The sequence below is a fragment of the Novosphingobium sp. EMRT-2 genome, assembly GCF_005145025.1.
Taxonomy (GTDB): Bacteria; Pseudomonadota; Alphaproteobacteria; order Sphingomonadales; family Sphingomonadaceae; genus Novosphingobium.
On record NZ_CP039695.1, the window covers coordinates 2,022,423 to 2,036,601 of the forward strand.

A 14,179-nucleotide genomic window follows, 5' to 3' on the forward strand; every position below is an offset into this window, starting at 1 on the left:
AGCCACCAGGTGTACCCTCCCGTCATGCGCAAGGGCGGCTGGACCTACATCATGGCGAACAAGCCGCGCGGGGTGCTCTACGTCGGCGTCACCGCCGATCTGGCGACCCGCGTCGTCCAGCATCGCGAGGGACACGGATCATCCTTCTGCCGCCGTTACAACCTTCAGCGTCTGGTGCTTGCCGAGGAACACGCGACGATCGAGGACGCGATCCGGCGCGAAAAGGCGCTCAAGGCGTGGAAGCGGGACTGGAAGATCGACCTGATCGAGAAAGCCAACCCGGCGTGGGACGATCTCTTCGCGGTCCTTCTGTAGCCGCCCGAGGTCCCGGCCTTCGCCGGGACGACGAGGATGAAGCCAAAGCCGTCATGCCAGCGCACGCTGGCATCTCAGGCTACCGGGGGCATCCCAGGCCCCCGCGCGAAACATCACAACGACAGGAACAATCCCGCCAGCGCCGCGCTCATCAGGTTGCTGAGCGCGCCGGCTAGCAGCGCGCGGATGCCGAGTTTGGCGATCATCGGGCGCTGGTTGGGGGCGAGGCCGCCGGTCACCGCCATCTGGATCGCGATCGAGCTGAAATTGGCGAAACCGCACAGCGCGAACGTCACCAGCGCGACGCTGACCTTGGACAGGCCGGCGTCCTGCCCCAGTTCGATGAAGGCGACGAATTCGTTGAGCACGATCTTGGTGCCGAACAGGCCGCCCGCCTGCATCGCTTCCGCCCAGGTGGGGGAGCCGAGCAGGTAGAACATCGGCGCGAAGACCGTGCCGAGGATCTGCTGGAACGAGAGGTCGGGATAGCCGGCCAGCCCGCCCAGCCAGCCGAGGATGCCGTTGGCGAGCGCCACCAGCGCGACGAAGGCCAGCACCATCGCGCCCACCGCCACGGCCAGCTTGACCCCGGTCTGCGCACCCTGGCTCGCCGCCATGATCAGGTTGGCGGGGCGTTCCTCGTGTTCTTCCGCCACCGGTTCGCCGCTGGCGGCGACGCCGGGCTGGCTGGTCACGTCATCGCGGTTCATCGCGGCCGCGGCCATGCCGGCGGGCGGCACCAGCGTCGGCGGATCGTGCGGGTTGGGCAGCGGATCGGCCGCGACGTCGGCCGGTGTCGGCGGCTCGTCGGGCATCATCGTCTTGGCCATCAGGATGCCGCCCGGCGCCGACATGAACGCGGCGGCGACCAGATAGTCGATGCGGATGCCCATGCTGGCATAGGCGGCCAGGATCGTGCCCGCCACGCCGGCCATGCCCACCGTCATCACGCAGAACAGCTGCGAGGGATTGAGCGCGGCGAGATAGGGGCGGATCACCAGCGGCGCCTCGCTCTGCCCCACGAAAATGTTGGACGCGGCGCACAGCGATTCGACCTTGCTGATGCCGGTGATCTTTTCCAGCCCGCCGCCGATCCAGCGGATCACCAGCTGCATCACGCCGAGGTAGTAAAGGATCGAGATCAGAGCGGCGAAGAAGATGATCACCGGCAGCGCCGAAATGGCGAAGCTGGTCCCGCCGATCTCGGGCTTGGCGAGCGGGCCGAACAGGAACGTCACGCCGGCCTTGGCGAAGCCGAGCAGCCGCTCCACGCCGTGCGCCGCGGCCTGTAGCGCGGCGTTGCCCCACGGCAGGTAGAGCACCAGCGCGGCGAAACCTGCCTGCAGGGCGAAGGCTGCGCCCACCACGCGCGGGCGGATCGCGCGGCGGTTGGTGGAAAGCAGGAAGGCGACCAGCAGGATGATGCCCATCCCGACGAGGCTCAAGACAACGCGCATCGGGGGCTATCGGCTCCGGACGAGGAAGAAGGGAAGGACGAACTGGTTTCTCCTGCTCCTAAACGGGATTTGGCGGCCGGTCAAAATCCCGCTATCGCCCGTCCATGCAAGACACCGCCCCGCACCGGGCCGCACCGGCGCCGCAGACCCCGATCTCCGCATCGACCTCCTCCGCGATCCCCCGCTCCCTGTTCGCCTTCGCGCTGCTCTATGGCGGGCTGGCCGTGCTGGCGGGCGTGCTGGGGACCAAGCTCGCCTCGCTGGGCCACTGGCCGCTGCTGGGCGATCTGGCGGTCGAATCCGGGATCTTCGCGTTCCTGCTGCTGGTGATCCTGGCCAGCGCCGTGGCCGAACTGTTCGGGCAGGACATGGCCAACCGGCTGGTGCGCTTCGGCTTCGTGCCGCTGATCGTGTCGATGGTGCTGCTTTCGCTGGTCATCCATGTGGTGCCGCCCGCGCCGTTCTGGTCGGATCAGGAGGCTTTTGCCCGCCTGCTGGGGCAAGGCGCGCGGATGCAGTTCGCCGGGCTGATTTCCTACGGCACCTCGCAGACGCTCAACGTCTATCTGTTTTCCCGTATCGCCGGCGGGCGGGGTCGGCTGCTGATGCTGCGCGCGTGGATCGCCAGCATGCTGTCGCAGATCGTCGATACGGTGCTGTTCATCACCATCTCGTTCTACGGGCAGGACCTGCCGATCGGCGCGATCATGGAAGGGCAGATCATCTCCAAGCTGGTGCTGTCGACGATCATGGTGCCGCCGGGCATCTGGCTGTTCGTGCGGCTGGGGCGCTGGCTGGACGCGCCACGCTGATCCGCGCGCGCACGAAAACGCTTTAATTTCGCGCCAAGGGGCGTAAGGGCGCGGCCATTATGGCCACGAACCACGAAATCTCCGATTCCTATCGCGCGGCGATGCTCGCCAAGGCGGAAACGCTGACCGAGGCGCTGCCCTATCTCCAGCGCTATGCCGGCAAGACCTTCGTGGTGAAGTATGGCGGACACGCCATGGGCGATCCGGAGCTGGCGCACGATTTCGCCGAGGACATCGTGCTGCTGAAGGCAGTGGGCATCAACCCCGTGGTGGTCCACGGAGGCGGCCCGCAGATCGGACGGATGCTGAAGGCGCTGGGCATCGAATCGCAGTTCGTCAACGGCCTGCGCGTCACCGACAAGCAGACCGCCGAAGTGGCTGAAATGGTCCTGGCCGGCGCGATCAACAAGGAACTGGTCGGCTGGATCGCCCGCGCCGGCGGCAAGGCCATCGGCATTTCCGGCAAGGACGGCGGCATGGTCGTGGCCCGCAAGGTCCAGTCCAAGGCGCCCAAGGTCATCAACAACTCTGGCGAGGACGACGGTGAGCCGCTGGTGGTCGACCTGGGCTTCGTGGGCGAGCCGGACCGGATCGACACCACCGTGATCGACACGATCTGCGCCGCCGGCATGATCCCGGTGATCGCCCCGATCGGCGTGGGCGAGGACGGCGCGACCTACAACATCAATGCCGATACCATGGCCGGCTGCATCGCCGCGGCGCTGGGCGCATCGCGCCTGTTCCTGCTGACCGACGTGCCCGGCGTACTCGACAAGCAGAAGAACCTGCTGACCGACCTGACGCCCGCCGACATCGCGGAACTGGCGCAGGACGGCACGATCAGCGGCGGCATGATCCCCAAGCTCGAAACCTGCGTCCACGCGGTCGAGGCCGGGTGCGAGGCGGTGGTCGTGCTCGACGGGCGCGTGCCGCACGCGATGCTGCTGGAAATCTTCACCTCGCGCGGCGCGGGCACGCTGATCCGGGCGTGATCCGGCGAAAGCCGGGAACGGAACCGGCGGTCGTGCGTCCCTTGCGCATGATGCGCTCTCGCATAGCCCCCTCGCTCGCCCTGCTGCTGGCCGCCTGCGGTGGCACGCCGCCCGCGCCCGAACCGAGCGAGGCCGACAGCGATGCCATCGCCGCGCTGGCTTCGGAAGCGGTGCCCGTGCCTTCCCCGACGCCGACTGCCGAGATCACCGAACGAGGCGTGCCATCGGCCTCGCGCGATCCCGCCGAGGTGCTGGCGGCCTGGGGCAAGGCGGTGGAAATGCGCGACTGGGAGACCGTCCGCGCCTATTGGGGCGATAAGGGCGCGCGCAGCGGGATGGACGAGCGCGCCTTCGCCGCGAAATGGAGCACCCTGCTCGACCCGCGCGTGACCATGGGCAAGGGTGAAAGCGAGGGCGCGGCCGGCTCGCTTTACTACACCGCCCCCGTCACCGTCACCGACGGCACGCGAGTGCTGAAAGGCGATGTCGTGCTGCGCCGCGTGAACGACGTGCCCGGCGCGACCGAGGAACAATTGCGCTGGCATATCGAGAGCACCACCCTGGCGCCCTAGGCGACGCAGCCTCCAGTTGCCTTTGCGCCCGTCTCTCGGCTAACAGCCGTAAAGACCGTCGCAAGAAGAAAGCGCCCATGTTCCTGTACACGCTCGTCGCCATGATCAGCTACCTGGTGCAGATCATCACCGTGGTGGTGATCGTCCAGTTCGTGCTGGGCCTGTTGATTTCGTTCAACGTCGTCAACATGCACAACAATGGCGTCGCCGCGATCTGGCGGGCGCTGAACGCCATTCTCGATCCGCTGCTCAACCCCATCCGCCGGATCATGCCCGAGACCGGATCGATCGACCTGTCGCCGATGGCGCTGATCATCGGCCTTAACCTGCTGATGATCCTGCTGAGCGGCCTTGCCGCATCGGGATATTGACCTGCCGCCACCGGACGGAATGGCTTGAAGGAATTGCAGAGATGACTGCTGCCGTGATCGACGGAAAGGCCTTTGCCGCGAACCTGCGCGGCGAAGTGGGCAAGCTGGCCGCCGCGTTCGAGCAACAGGCCGGGCGCAAGGCGGGCCTGGCCGTGGTGCTGGTGGGCGAAGACCCGGCAAGCCAGGTCTATGTCCGCTCCAAGGGCAAATCGACGCTCGAGGCCGGCATGGCGAGCTTCGAGCACAAGCTGCCTGCCGATACCGCCGAGGCGGATCTGCTGGCGGTGGTCGAACGGCTCAACGCCGATCCCGCCGTCGACGGCATTCTCGTCCAGTTGCCGCTGCCCGGCCATATCGACGAGCAGAAGGTGATTGCTACGATCAACCCGGACAAGGACGTGGACGGCTTCCACGTCACCAACGCCGGGCGGCTCGCGGTGGGGCAGCCGGGCTTCGTCCCCTGCACCCCGCTGGGCTGCCTGATGCTGCTCAAGGACCGGCTCGGCGATCTTTCCGGGCTGGATGCGGTGGTCATCGGCCGTTCGAACATCGTCGGCAAGCCGATGGCGCAGCTGCTGATCGCCGAAAGCTGCACCGTCACCGTCGCGCACAGCCGCACGCGCAACCTGCCGGACGTGGTGAAGCGGGCGGACATCGTCGTCGCCGCCGTCGGCCGCCCGGAGATGGTCAAGGGCGCATGGATCAAGCCCGGCGCGACCGTGATCGACGTGGGCATCAACCGCGTGCCCGCCGCCGAGGGCAAGACCCGGCTGGTGGGCGACGTGGACTATGCCGGCGCGGCCGAAGTGGCCGGCGCGATCACCCCGGTGCCGGGCGGCGTCGGCCCGATGACGATCGCGGTGCTGCTGCGCAACGCGCTGGTCGCCGCCTATCGCAACGCCGGCATTGCGCTGGCAGACGGCGCGATCTGATTTCTCCATCGCGGGTTTGACCGGGCGCGGCTTTGCTTTAGGTTCAAGGGCATGTCGCGCCCCGTACGTGCCGCCCTGGCCCTTGCCCTGACGTTCTCGCTGCTATCCGCGCCGGCGCTTGCCCAGCGCCCGGGGCGTGGTGGCATGCCGGGCGGCGGGCTGACGCCGGCCGGGAACCCCAGCGCGCTGATCGCCGCCGAAATCGCCTTTGCCCGGCTGGCGCGCGAAAAGGGCCAGTGGACCGCGTTTCGCGAAACCGCCGCTGACGATGCGGAAATGTTCACGCCCCGGCGCGTGGTGGCGAAGGACTGGCTCAAGGGCCGCAAGGATCCGGCGCAGGCGGTGCAGTGGGAAACGCACCGCGCCTACGCCAGTTGCGACGGCAGCTTCGGCGTGACCTATGGCGGCTGGACCGGCGGCGCGGACGCCGGCTGGTTCAGCACGGTTTGGCAGCGGCAGAAGAAGAAGGGCGCGTTGAAGTGGGTGCTCGATCAGGGCGAGCCGCTGGCCCGGCCGCTCGCCGCGCCCGACTGGATCGAGGGCAAGGTCGCCGATTGCCCCGCGCGCCGGACGCATTTCGTGGCGCCAGGGGGGCCACCGCCACCTGGTACGGCCGACCGGCCCGCGACGAAGGACCTGCCCGTCCAGCGCCCGCTCGCCGGGCCGCTGCCAGCGCTGGCCGCGCCCGCCGGATCGGACAGCAAGGACGGCCAGTCCGACGATGGCACGCTGGCCTGGCGCAGCACCGTGCTGCCCGATGGCGCGCGCGAATTCACGGTGTGGATGTGGAAGGACGGCAACATGACCCAGGTGCTGCACGAAACCGCAGCCGCTCTCGTGGCCCCTGCCACGACACCCGCCACGACACCCGCCACCGCTCCGGGACAAGGATAAGCGCGCGATGTGGGAACTGTTCGTCTCCGCCTTCGTCACGCTGTTCGTGGTGATCGATCCGCCCGGCTGCGCGCCGATCTATGCCGGGCTTACCGCCGGGGCCAGCCCCGCGCAGGCGCGCAACATGGCGATCCGCGCCACGCTGATCGCCACCGGCATCCTGCTGGTCTTCGCGCTGTTCGGGGAAAAGCTGCTGTCGGGCCTGCACATCGAGCTGGCCAGCTTCCGCATCGCCGGCGGCATCATGCTGTTCGTGATCGCGCTCGACATGGTGTTCGAAAAGCGCACCGAACGGCGCGAACAGCGCGCGGAAAAGGTCCGCCATACCGAGGTGGACGACGTCTCCGTCTTCCCCATGGCCATGCCGATGATCGCCGGGCCGGGCTCGATCGCCACGGTCATGCTGCTGACCAGCCGCGCGCAAGGCAACGAACAGACCATGGTCGTGCTGGGCGCGCTGGCCTGCGTGATGGTGTTGATCCTCGCCGCACTGCTGGCAGCCGGCCCGCTGATGCGGTTGGTGGGCCAGCAGGCCGAAGCGGTCGTTACGCGCCTGCTGGGCGTGCTGCTCGCGGCGCTGGCCGCGCAATACGTGATCGACGGGATCAAGGCGCAGTTCTGAGCGCGTTTACTGCAGCGTCACCTGGTTGTCGTCGCTGTCGCGCCGGCCGAAGAATTGTAGCAGCTGCACCAGCAGTTCGCAGCGCGTGGCGAGATCGGGCGCTTCCAGCAGCGCCTGCTTGGCGGCGATATCGAACGGCACGATCTGCGACACGCCGTTGATCAGCGCCATGTCGTCCAGCCGCGTCACCGATTCCCAGTCCACCGCATAGCCCTGCGCATCGGCGAAGATACGCGCCTCGCGCTCGAACGAGGCACGCTCGACCGCGCTCAGCACCGCATCGGGATCGTCCTCGATCAGTTCGGCCTCGACCTGCCGGAACGGCGTGCTCACATCCAGTTCGCGCAGCACGCGGAAGCGCGAAAGGCCCTGCAGCACGATGTTGTAGCGGCCGTCCTCCAGCGCCTCGACCTCGCCAATCTTGCCGACGCAGCCCACGCTGAACAGCGGCGCGCCCTCGGCCGGGGCCTGCGGCTGAATCATCGCGATGCGCCGGTCGCGCGCCAGCGCATCGGAGACCAGCGCGCGATAGCGCGGCTCGAAGATGTGCAACGGCAGCTGCAGCCCCGGAAACAGCGTCGCGCCGGGGAGCGGGAAGATCGAAAGCCGCGTGGTGTCGATCGTTCCGCCCATGGTCAGCCGAACAGCACGGTCGACAGCTTGCGCCGCGTCGCCGCGACCCACGGGTCTTCCAGCCCGATCGCCTCGAAGATCTGGAGCAGGCGGGCACGCGCCGCGCCTTCGTTCCACTCGCGATCGGCGGCGATCATCCGCAGCAGCGTGGCGGCGGCGGCATCGCGATCCCCGCTGGCATAAAGCGCGTTGGCATAGGCGAGTTGCGCGTCCATGTCCGCCGGATCGGCCTCCGCCGCGGCGCGCAGCCCGGCCAGCTCGCCGGCCTCGGGCGCGTCCTCGGCCAACGCCAGCGCCGAACGCGCCTGCGCCAGCGCGGGGTCGTCCGCCAGCTTCGGATCGAGCGCGGCCAGCACCTCGGCGGCTTCCTCTTTGCGGCCGGCCAGCAGCAGCGCGCGGATCAGCCCCGCGTGCGCGGGCGCGCTGTCGGGCGCGATCTCGATGATCTGGGCGAAGATGTCCGCCGCGCGATCGCCGTCACCGCCCGCCAGCACCTCCTCGCCCATCTCCAGCAGCGGGGTGATGTCCTGCGCCGGCTCGTCACCGGCCTGCACCGGCACCTTGGCGAGAATCTGGTCGAGGTACTGCTTGAGCTGCGATTCGGTGCGCGCGCCGGTCAGGTCGGCCACGGGCTGGCCCTGGAACATCGCATAGACGGTGGGGATCGAGCGCACCTGGAACTGCGCGGCGATGAACTGTTCCTCGTCCACGTTGACCTTGGCGAGCACCACGCCCTTGTTCGCGTATTCGGCCGCGACCTTTTCCAGCACCGGCGTCAGCTGCTTGCACGGCCCGCACCATTCCGCCCAGAAATCGAGGATGACCAGCTTGGTCATCGACGGTTCGACCACGTCCTTGCGGAACCGGTCCACCGCCTTCTGTTCTTCCAGGTTCAGGCCAAGGCTTGCCAATGTCGATCTCCGATGCGCGGGAACAATGCGATGCGCCGACCACCATGTGGGAATGCGGCGCCGTTCGGCAAGGGGTTTGTCCCCTTTCCACAGGCCATCGGCGGACGAGCGGCGAGAAAGTGCATTTTTGGTGTTGCGGCCCTCCCGAGTCGATGCTAACGGCGCGCCTCACCCCGGCCGGAAGGGGTTTCCAATCCGGTCCGAAACGCACGAGCGGGCGTAGCTCAGGGGTAGAGCACAACCTTGCCAAGGTTGGGGTCGAGGGTTCGAATCCCTTCGCCCGCTCCAGTTTTTCCATATAAATCAGTGCTATAACCGCCCTTTGGGCGAGACGGAATTGCGTCTTCGCTCTGTGTCGCCACGCGACAAGCTATTCCCTATCTATCCTCTAGGCGGATCGGCGGTACGATAATCGCTTTTCAACGCCTGTCATTCGGCAGCGCCAGTTGCATAGGTCCAAGCTGACTCCAAACATCTGAGCGATCTGAGCCGCGCTTTTGCCGGCCCCTCGATGATGCAGCAAAGCAGCTTCTGGCAACAGCAACGCCGCTCCCAGCCAATCGGCTTCACTCTCCTGATCGTCGGAATAGTCGGAAAGCAACACCATACCGCTTACCGAAGTTACCGCGCTGGCTGGAGCGTGGTCGAGCATTATATGAGCCAGTTCGTGCATGAGTGTAGCGCATTGCCGTGCCCGGCTATGAATCGGATTTAATACGATCAGCTTCACGCCGCGTTCGGCTAAGGTCATTCCCGACCAGGAGTCTGGGTCATTGACCATAAGCTGAGCGACGTGTTCAGCCGCTAGACCGAGTTCATCGGCTCCGCGCACTAATACGCCCCGATGGGCTGCCGTCCTCCAAGGATCGAGAACGTCGATCTTTGCCAATCCAAGCTCGGCACGGACTGAAGCCGCAATCCTTTCCGATTCGGCTTTGAAGCCCCGACGCATTTACTGCTGCTGGAGAGTTTTGAGATGGGCGTGGAGAGCGTCCTGAGCAGCCAATATGAGCGCTCCCAGTGATGTGGCCGTATCCGTCGAGACCGTTTTTTTCTTTCGGAAATGAACGACCGCAGGACGCTCTTCCTGTGCAGTGCTAGTTTCGACCCCCAAGAACTGGGCTGGATCGATCTCTAGCCATCGACAGATTTTGGCAAAGGTGGCGAGGTCCGGCACATTGCCATTTTCGACGCGCGATAAAGTGGCCGGGCTCACGTTGGCTTCCAACGCAGCCGCTCGAATCCCTCTTCCTTCGCGCTTTCTACTAATTAGGCGCCCTAATTCTTCAATGGGAAGGCGGCCCTGATCCTCGATAGGAAGCGCCATATAATCTCCACGCGCTGACGGGTTGACTCGCCCGGCACCGACGTCCATAGTGTTGCACATGTAAGACAAATCGTCTCATGAATGAGACTGTCTTACCTATGAGACGGGGAATCATTTCCAAGGGGCTGAGTCAAGCCTTTCTGGCGAACTCCGAGACGAAAGGTGCGATTATGACCGGTAAGAATCAGTATGTGGTCCGCAGAGGCGACGGTTGGGGTGTGCGTGGTGAAGGCAACAGCCGCCTCACTGCCTCATACGATACTCAGCGCGAAGCCATCGAGCGGGGGCGCGAGATCGCCCGCAACCAAGGCTCGGAACTTCGGATTCAGGGAAGCGACGCCAAGTTCCGTGAGGCATGGTCTTACGGAAATGACCCTTTCCCGCCGGAAGGATGATCCGAGTGGGCTGTGCTCGGCGGGTGCGGCCTTTTTTATGGAGAACTAAATGCAGATCGATGGGGCTTTGGTACAGGAGCAATGAATGTACAAACCGCGAAAGATTCATCCACCCCGTCCGCCTAAGCCGATGGACCGTATGCAAAACATGAAAACCATCCGGCCCATTGGTAAAACGAAGTGGGTCCGCGCCCATTGGCGCTATGACTATGATCGTCGGCAGTGGGAGTGGGTCTTAGGGCATTGGGTGAAGTAGAAAACGAGGGAATCTCCTCGACGAGCCACTGCCGCCTATTTTCCGTTGAGACAATTGGCGGCCACGATCAAGCCCCAAGTCGGTGCGGATCGTTGGCGAATGGTGGCTTGCCGTGAATATGCCGGAAGGACGCTATTAGCGCTGCCTCGACTTCAATAGGGATGCGGTCCGGCGTCGCTTTCCAACCCACAATAAGCCGTTCCGTGGCGGGCAACTGCCAGATTAGGCGTCCGCCCCAATGCCCAACGGGCTTTCCTGCCCCGAAATCAGCATATTGTGTGAGACGACGCCGAAGCTGGTTGGCCTTCCCGATATAGACCACTTCTACACCATCAACCCAGTTGGCGGTTAGGGCGTCTAATTTGACGGTCGGGTCTTTGCCTTTGAACCAACCGCCGCAACTGCGCCCGGAAAAGATGACCGGATGATCTGCATCGTATGTGACGACATAGACGCCGCCGGTAGTGGGACAGCCGCTCGTTCGAATGGCTGCGAATGGTAGCCAGCCGGTAAAGCCTGCTTTTTCAAGTTCTGACCGCGTGAACATCACGTCGGTACACTAGCACATTCCTCGTGCTGCGCAGACCGGCAGAACAAGCGCTCAGCTTCCCCAAAGGGGAACCGCCTTCACTCGCGATTTTCAGGATGACTGGTGCGGTCGAGAAGACTCGAACTTCCACGGGTTTTCACCCACAACGACCTCAACGTTGCGCGTCTACCAATTCCGCCACGACCGCAAAATCAACGGAACCGGTCCTCTGCGAGGGGGTCCCGTGGGGGGTAGGAGCGGGCCCTTAGCAAAGGGGTTTGCAGGGCGCAACTGCCATGATGCGGTTTTTTCCCGGAGCTTCCGGGCCATCGCCTTCCCATCCACGCCGATCCGCGCCCGTGCGGCGGATCAATCGGGCTTCCAGCCGATTTCCGCGATCTTGGCGTCCTTGGGCACGTCGGTCACCGCTTCGTTGATCGTCACGCTTTCCCCGGGCGCGAGCGTTTCCTTGGGCGGGGTGACGTTCCAGGTATAGACGATGCGGTCCTTGCCATCGCGCAGCACGATCAGGATCGGCGGCACCGTGCGCACTTCCTTGCCGACGTTCGTCACCGTCCCGCTCGCGCCGAAATATTCGGTGCCGTTGGGCAGCGTGCGCCGGTCCTGCCGCTCCGGCGGGAACGACAGCGCGAGGTCCGATGGCGCGGCGCCGAAGGTGGGGCGGGCCACGGGCAGCCAGTCCGGCATGCCGAAATAGCTCACCGCCCCGATCAGCGCGGCCACCGCCAGCGCGAAGGTGACGGCCGCGGCGGTCCACAACCGGGCCGGGTTGCGGCGCGGGCGGAACGGCGGCTCGTGGTCGAAGCTCGATGGCATCGACACGAATTCTTCCACGTCCTGCTCGACCGGCAGGGCGGCAAAGGCCGGTGGCGGGGCAGCAGCCTCGCTGTCTTCGGCCCGCGCCGCCGTCTTTTCGGCCAGAATGCGCGCCATGGACGGTTCGGCGGGCTGATCGCCGGCGCCGTCCGGCATGGCGGGACCGTCGCCGGCGGAGGATGGCGGCGGCGCTTCCGGCACGGGTGCGGGTGCGGCTTCCGGGGCTGACGGCTGCTGCACCGGGGGCATGGGGGCCTGTGCCGGTTCGGCCAGCGGCGCATCCGCGCGCAGGGGAAGCTCCGGCCCCTCCTGGAACCAGCTATGGCGGCAGCGGGCGCACCGCACGGTGCGGCCTTCCGCACCGATCGCGCTGTCGGGAACGACATAGCGCGTCGAACAGGCTGGACAGGCGATGATCATATTTGCGGTTAAGCATGGCGAAGCGGATTGAAACAATAGGCCGACGCCCTAGAGATGCGCGTCCACAGCCTTTTTTCCACATCGATTGACGAGTATAGCCGCTGACGCTGCGAAAAGAGCGCACGACAGCAACCCGGGGACGCCTTCTTCATCATGACCCAGCCAGACGCCGAGATCGTTCAGTTCGACAATGTCGGGCTGCGCTACGGCACCGGCAAGGAAGTGCTGACCGATGTCAGCTTCACGCTTTTTTCCGGCAATTTCTATTTCCTCACGGGCGCCAGCGGCGCGGGCAAGACCAGCCTGCTCCGCCTGCTCTACCTGGCCCAGCGCCCCTCGCGCGGGCTGATCCGCATGTTCGGCACCGACGCGATCACTCTGCCGCGCGACCGGCTGCCCGGCTTCCGCCGCCGGCTGGGGGTGGTGTTCCAGGATTTCCGGCTGGTGCCGCACCTGTCCGCCTTCGACAACGTGGCGCTGCCGCTGCGCGTGGCGGGCATGGTGGAGAAGGACATCGTCCGCCCGGTGAACGACATGCTGGACTGGGTGGGGCTGGCCGACCGGCGCCATGCCCAGCCCGCCGCGCTGTCCGGCGGGGAGCAGCAGCGCGTGGCGATCGCCCGCGCGGTGATCGGCCGGCCCGAATTGCTCATCGCCGACGAACCGACCGGTAACGTCGATGCGGACATGGCGTTCAAGCTGATCGGCCTGTTCCAGTCGCTGAACGGGCTGGGAACGACGGTGGTGGTCGCCACCCACGATCCGCAACTGATCCGCCAGGTGCCGGATTCGCTGATCATGCGGCTCGATAAGGGCAAGCTCCACGATCCGACGGGCGCGCTGCGCTATCCCCCCCGGCGATCCGCGCCGGCCACGGCGGGGGCGGCGGCAATGGCGTCGCCGGGCCAGCCGGGGCCTGAGAGCTTCGCGCCATGAACGTCTTTTCCTGGCTTGGCGCGGCGATGGCCGATGGCCTGCGCGATCGCGCGGGCAACAGCGACGCGCGCCTGCTGCCCGAAGCGCGCCTGTCCGGCCCGATGCCCTGGGTGATCGCCATCATGATCGCGCTGACGGTGGTGGCGGCGGCCAGCGGCCTGGCCCTGCGGAACGCCGCGCAGACCGCGAGCGCGGACGTCGAGGGCGGCGTCACGGTCCAGGTCGTGTCCGCCGCGCCGGCCGAGCGCAACCGGCAGGCGCTGGCCGCGCTGGCCACGCTGCGCGGCGCGCCGGGCGTGGTATCGGCGCGGGTGGTGCCCCAGGAGGAGCTGAACGCGCTGGTCGAACCATGGCTGGGCACCCGCCCCGGCGACGACGTGGAAGCCCTGCCCATCCCCGCCCTGCTCGACGTGCGTCTTGCCGGCCATGCCACGCCCGACCGGATCGCCGCGTTGCGCGCGCGGCTGGCGCGCAACGCCCCGGCCGCGCGGGTCGATGCGCAGGCGGGCTGGCTGACCCCGGTCTTTTCCGCGATCCACGCGCTGCAATGGCTGGCGGGCGGGCTGATCGCGCTGCTGGCGCTGGCCACCGTGGCCGCCGTGCTGCTGGCCTCGCGCAATGCGCTTGGCAACCATCGCGATACGATAGAGATCGTGCACATGCTGGGCGGCACCGACAACCAGATCGCGCGGATCTTCCAGCGCAGCATGGCGATGGACGCGGCGGCAGGCGGCATTGTCGGCCTGCTCGTGGGCCTGATCGTGGTGGTGCTGCTGGGCCGGCAGTTCGCGGCGCTCGGTTCGGGCATGACCACGTCCGCCGGGCTGCTGTGGAGCGACTGGATCGTGATCGCCGCGATCCCGCTGGCGGGCGTGGCGCTGGCCGTGGTGACGGCGCGCGTTTCGGTGCTGCGCAACCTGAGGCGCATGTTGTGAGGCGGCTGCGCAAGCCCCCCGGCCTGTTCCGGC

General features: G+C 66.5%; 18 protein-coding genes and 2 tRNA genes. 12 read left to right on the forward strand and 8 right to left on the reverse strand.

The window, feature by feature from the left end; translation table 11 throughout:
* Positions 1-24: 24 nt before the first annotated feature.
* A complete protein-coding gene (locus FA702_RS10025; RefSeq protein ID WP_136957344.1) occupies positions 25-315 on the forward strand; it encodes a GIY-YIG nuclease family protein in 291 nt (96 codons plus the stop codon).
* Between the two features lie 113 nt (positions 316-428).
* Here the strand turns inward: FA702_RS10025 and FA702_RS10030 are convergent, their stop codons facing one another.
* Positions 429-1,772 carry a NupC/NupG family nucleoside CNT transporter gene (locus tag FA702_RS10030; protein WP_136956036.1) on the reverse strand — a complete coding sequence of 448 codons (1,344 nt, stop codon included), beginning with the start codon at positions 1,770-1,772 and terminating at the stop codon, positions 429-431.
* Between the two features lie 104 nt (positions 1,773-1,876).
* Between FA702_RS10030 and FA702_RS10035 the strand changes: the two genes are divergently transcribed.
* The 7 genes from FA702_RS10035 (at position 1,877) to FA702_RS10065 (ending at position 6,967) form a co-directional block, all read left to right on the forward strand.
* Entirely contained in the window at positions 1,877-2,584 is a 708-nt protein-coding gene (locus tag FA702_RS10035; RefSeq protein ID WP_136956037.1) for a queuosine precursor transporter, read from the forward strand.
* 59 nt (positions 2,585-2,643) lie between these two features.
* Entirely contained in the window at positions 2,644-3,576 is a 933-nt protein-coding gene (gene argB / locus FA702_RS10040) for an acetylglutamate kinase (protein ID WP_136956038.1), read from the forward strand.
* 47 nt (positions 3,577-3,623) lie between these two features.
* Entirely contained in the window at positions 3,624-4,148 is a 525-nt protein-coding gene (locus tag FA702_RS10045) for a hypothetical protein (RefSeq protein WP_136956039.1), read from the forward strand.
* 77 nt (positions 4,149-4,225) lie between these two features.
* Positions 4,226-4,519 (forward strand): YggT family protein, encoded by a 294-nt coding sequence (locus FA702_RS10050; protein ID WP_124810471.1) that lies wholly within the window; start codon positions 4,226-4,228, stop codon positions 4,517-4,519.
* A 41-nt stretch (positions 4,520-4,560) separates the two neighbouring features.
* Positions 4,561-5,451, forward strand: a complete 891-nt coding sequence (gene folD, locus FA702_RS10055; RefSeq protein WP_136956040.1) for a bifunctional methylenetetrahydrofolate dehydrogenase/methenyltetrahydrofolate cyclohydrolase FolD — start codon at positions 4,561-4,563, stop codon at positions 5,449-5,451.
* A gap of 51 nt (positions 5,452-5,502) precedes the next feature.
* A complete protein-coding gene (locus FA702_RS10060) occupies positions 5,503-6,345 on the forward strand; it encodes a hypothetical protein (RefSeq protein WP_210417528.1) in 843 nt (280 codons plus the stop codon).
* Positions 6,346-6,352: 7 nt separating this feature from the next.
* Positions 6,353-6,967 carry a MarC family protein gene (locus FA702_RS10065; protein ID WP_124810473.1) on the forward strand — a complete coding sequence of 205 codons (615 nt, stop codon included), beginning with the start codon at positions 6,353-6,355 and terminating at the stop codon, positions 6,965-6,967.
* A 6-nt stretch (positions 6,968-6,973) separates the two neighbouring features.
* Here FA702_RS10065 and FA702_RS10070 read toward each other — a convergent pair whose 3' ends face one another.
* Positions 6,974-7,600: an LON peptidase substrate-binding domain-containing protein gene (locus tag FA702_RS10070; RefSeq protein ID WP_136957345.1), complete on the reverse strand. Its 627-nt coding sequence runs from the start codon at positions 7,598-7,600 to the stop codon at positions 6,974-6,976.
* A 2-nt stretch (positions 7,601-7,602) separates the two neighbouring features.
* The gene (gene trxA / locus FA702_RS10075; protein WP_136956041.1) at positions 7,603-8,511 is read right to left on the reverse strand and encodes a thioredoxin; all 909 of its coding nucleotides are present in this window, start codon (positions 8,509-8,511) and stop codon (positions 7,603-7,605) included.
* Between the two features lie 213 nt (positions 8,512-8,724).
* Between trxA and FA702_RS10080 the strand changes: the two genes are divergently transcribed.
* Positions 8,725-8,799: transfer RNA gene (locus FA702_RS10080), tRNA-Gly, on the forward strand.
* A 100-nt stretch (positions 8,800-8,899) separates the two neighbouring features.
* Here the strand turns inward: FA702_RS10080 and FA702_RS10085 are convergent.
* Together FA702_RS10085 and FA702_RS10090 are read right to left on the reverse strand one after the other, a co-directional pair.
* Entirely contained in the window at positions 8,900-9,463 is a 564-nt protein-coding gene (locus FA702_RS10085; RefSeq protein ID WP_136956042.1) for an ImmA/IrrE family metallo-endopeptidase, read from the reverse strand.
* Entirely contained in the window at positions 9,464-9,838 is a 375-nt protein-coding gene (locus FA702_RS10090; protein WP_136956043.1) for a helix-turn-helix domain-containing protein, read from the reverse strand.
* Positions 9,839-9,915: 77 nt separating this feature from the next.
* On the opposite strand from FA702_RS10090, the gene FA702_RS10095 reads away from it, so the two are divergent.
* The gene (locus FA702_RS10095) at positions 9,916-10,233 is read left to right on the forward strand and encodes a DUF2188 domain-containing protein (RefSeq protein WP_255504516.1); all 318 of its coding nucleotides are present in this window, start codon (positions 9,916-9,918) and stop codon (positions 10,231-10,233) included.
* Positions 10,234-10,556: 323 nt separating this feature from the next.
* On the opposite strand, the gene FA702_RS10100 is transcribed toward FA702_RS10095, so the two are convergent.
* The 3 genes from FA702_RS10100 to FA702_RS10110 all read right to left on the reverse strand — a co-directional run bounded on the left by FA702_RS10100 (position 10,557) and on the right by FA702_RS10110 (position 12,275).
* On the reverse strand, positions 10,557-11,036 hold the full coding sequence (locus FA702_RS10100; protein WP_136957347.1) for a hypothetical protein: 480 nt from the start codon (positions 11,034-11,036) through the stop codon (positions 10,557-10,559).
* A gap of 103 nt (positions 11,037-11,139) precedes the next feature.
* A tRNA-Leu gene (locus tag FA702_RS10105) sits at positions 11,140-11,226 on the reverse strand.
* A 161-nt stretch (positions 11,227-11,387) separates the two neighbouring features.
* Entirely contained in the window at positions 11,388-12,275 is an 888-nt protein-coding gene (locus tag FA702_RS10110; RefSeq protein WP_136956044.1) for a zinc-ribbon domain-containing protein, read from the reverse strand.
* 153 nt (positions 12,276-12,428) lie between these two features.
* Between FA702_RS10110 and ftsE the strand changes: the two genes are divergently transcribed.
* Together ftsE and FA702_RS10120 are read left to right on the forward strand one after the other, a co-directional pair.
* Complete coding sequence (gene ftsE / locus FA702_RS10115; RefSeq protein ID WP_136956045.1) at positions 12,429-13,211, forward strand: cell division ATP-binding protein FtsE; 783 nt, start codon at positions 12,429-12,431, stop codon at positions 13,209-13,211.
* Complete coding sequence (locus tag FA702_RS10120; RefSeq protein ID WP_255504517.1) at positions 13,208-14,146, forward strand: ABC transporter permease; 939 nt, start codon at positions 13,208-13,210, stop codon at positions 14,144-14,146. The genes ftsE and FA702_RS10120 overlap by 4 nt, the downstream gene beginning before the upstream one ends.
* Positions 14,147-14,179: the final 33 nt, after the last annotated feature.

Excerpts from the sequence above, each read along its gene's own strand:
- FA702_RS10090 (WP_136956043.1), bottom strand. The coding sequence starts at position 9,838 with ATGGCGCTTCCTATCGAGGATCAGGGCCGCCTTCCCATTGAAGAATTA.
- FA702_RS10120 (WP_255504517.1), top strand. The coding sequence starts at position 13,208 with ATGAACGTCTTTTCCTGGCTTGGCGCGGCGATGGCCGATGGCCTGCGC.
- FA702_RS10065 (WP_124810473.1), top strand. The coding sequence starts at position 6,353 with ATGTGGGAACTGTTCGTCTCCGCCTTCGTCACGCTGTTCGTGGTGATC.
- FA702_RS10025 (WP_136957344.1), top strand. The coding sequence starts at position 25 with ATGCGCAAGGGCGGCTGGACCTACATCATGGCGAACAAGCCGCGCGGG.
- FA702_RS10060 (WP_210417528.1), top strand. The coding sequence starts at position 5,503 with ATGTCGCGCCCCGTACGTGCCGCCCTGGCCCTTGCCCTGACGTTCTCG.
- argB (WP_136956038.1), top strand. The coding sequence starts at position 2,644 with ATGGCCACGAACCACGAAATCTCCGATTCCTATCGCGCGGCGATGCTC.
- FA702_RS10050 (WP_124810471.1), top strand. The coding sequence starts at position 4,226 with ATGTTCCTGTACACGCTCGTCGCCATGATCAGCTACCTGGTGCAGATC.
- FA702_RS10030 (WP_136956036.1), bottom strand. The coding sequence starts at position 1,772 with ATGCGCGTTGTCTTGAGCCTCGTCGGGATGGGCATCATCCTGCTGGTC.
- FA702_RS10085 (WP_136956042.1), bottom strand. The coding sequence starts at position 9,463 with ATGCGTCGGGGCTTCAAAGCCGAATCGGAAAGGATTGCGGCTTCAGTC.
- ftsE (WP_136956045.1), top strand. The coding sequence starts at position 12,429 with ATGACCCAGCCAGACGCCGAGATCGTTCAGTTCGACAATGTCGGGCTG.
- FA702_RS10100 (WP_136957347.1), bottom strand. The coding sequence starts at position 11,036 with ATGTTCACGCGGTCAGAACTTGAAAAAGCAGGCTTTACCGGCTGGCTA.
- FA702_RS10110 (WP_136956044.1), bottom strand. The coding sequence starts at position 12,275 with ATGATCATCGCCTGTCCAGCCTGTTCGACGCGCTATGTCGTTCCCGAC.
- FA702_RS10045 (WP_136956039.1), top strand. The coding sequence starts at position 3,624 with ATGATGCGCTCTCGCATAGCCCCCTCGCTCGCCCTGCTGCTGGCCGCC.
- FA702_RS10070 (WP_136957345.1), bottom strand. The coding sequence starts at position 7,600 with ATGGGCGGAACGATCGACACCACGCGGCTTTCGATCTTCCCGCTCCCC.
- folD (WP_136956040.1), top strand. The coding sequence starts at position 4,561 with ATGACTGCTGCCGTGATCGACGGAAAGGCCTTTGCCGCGAACCTGCGC.
- FA702_RS10095 (WP_255504516.1), top strand. The coding sequence starts at position 9,916 with ATGAATGAGACTGTCTTACCTATGAGACGGGGAATCATTTCCAAGGGG.
- FA702_RS10035 (WP_136956037.1), top strand. The coding sequence starts at position 1,877 with ATGCAAGACACCGCCCCGCACCGGGCCGCACCGGCGCCGCAGACCCCG.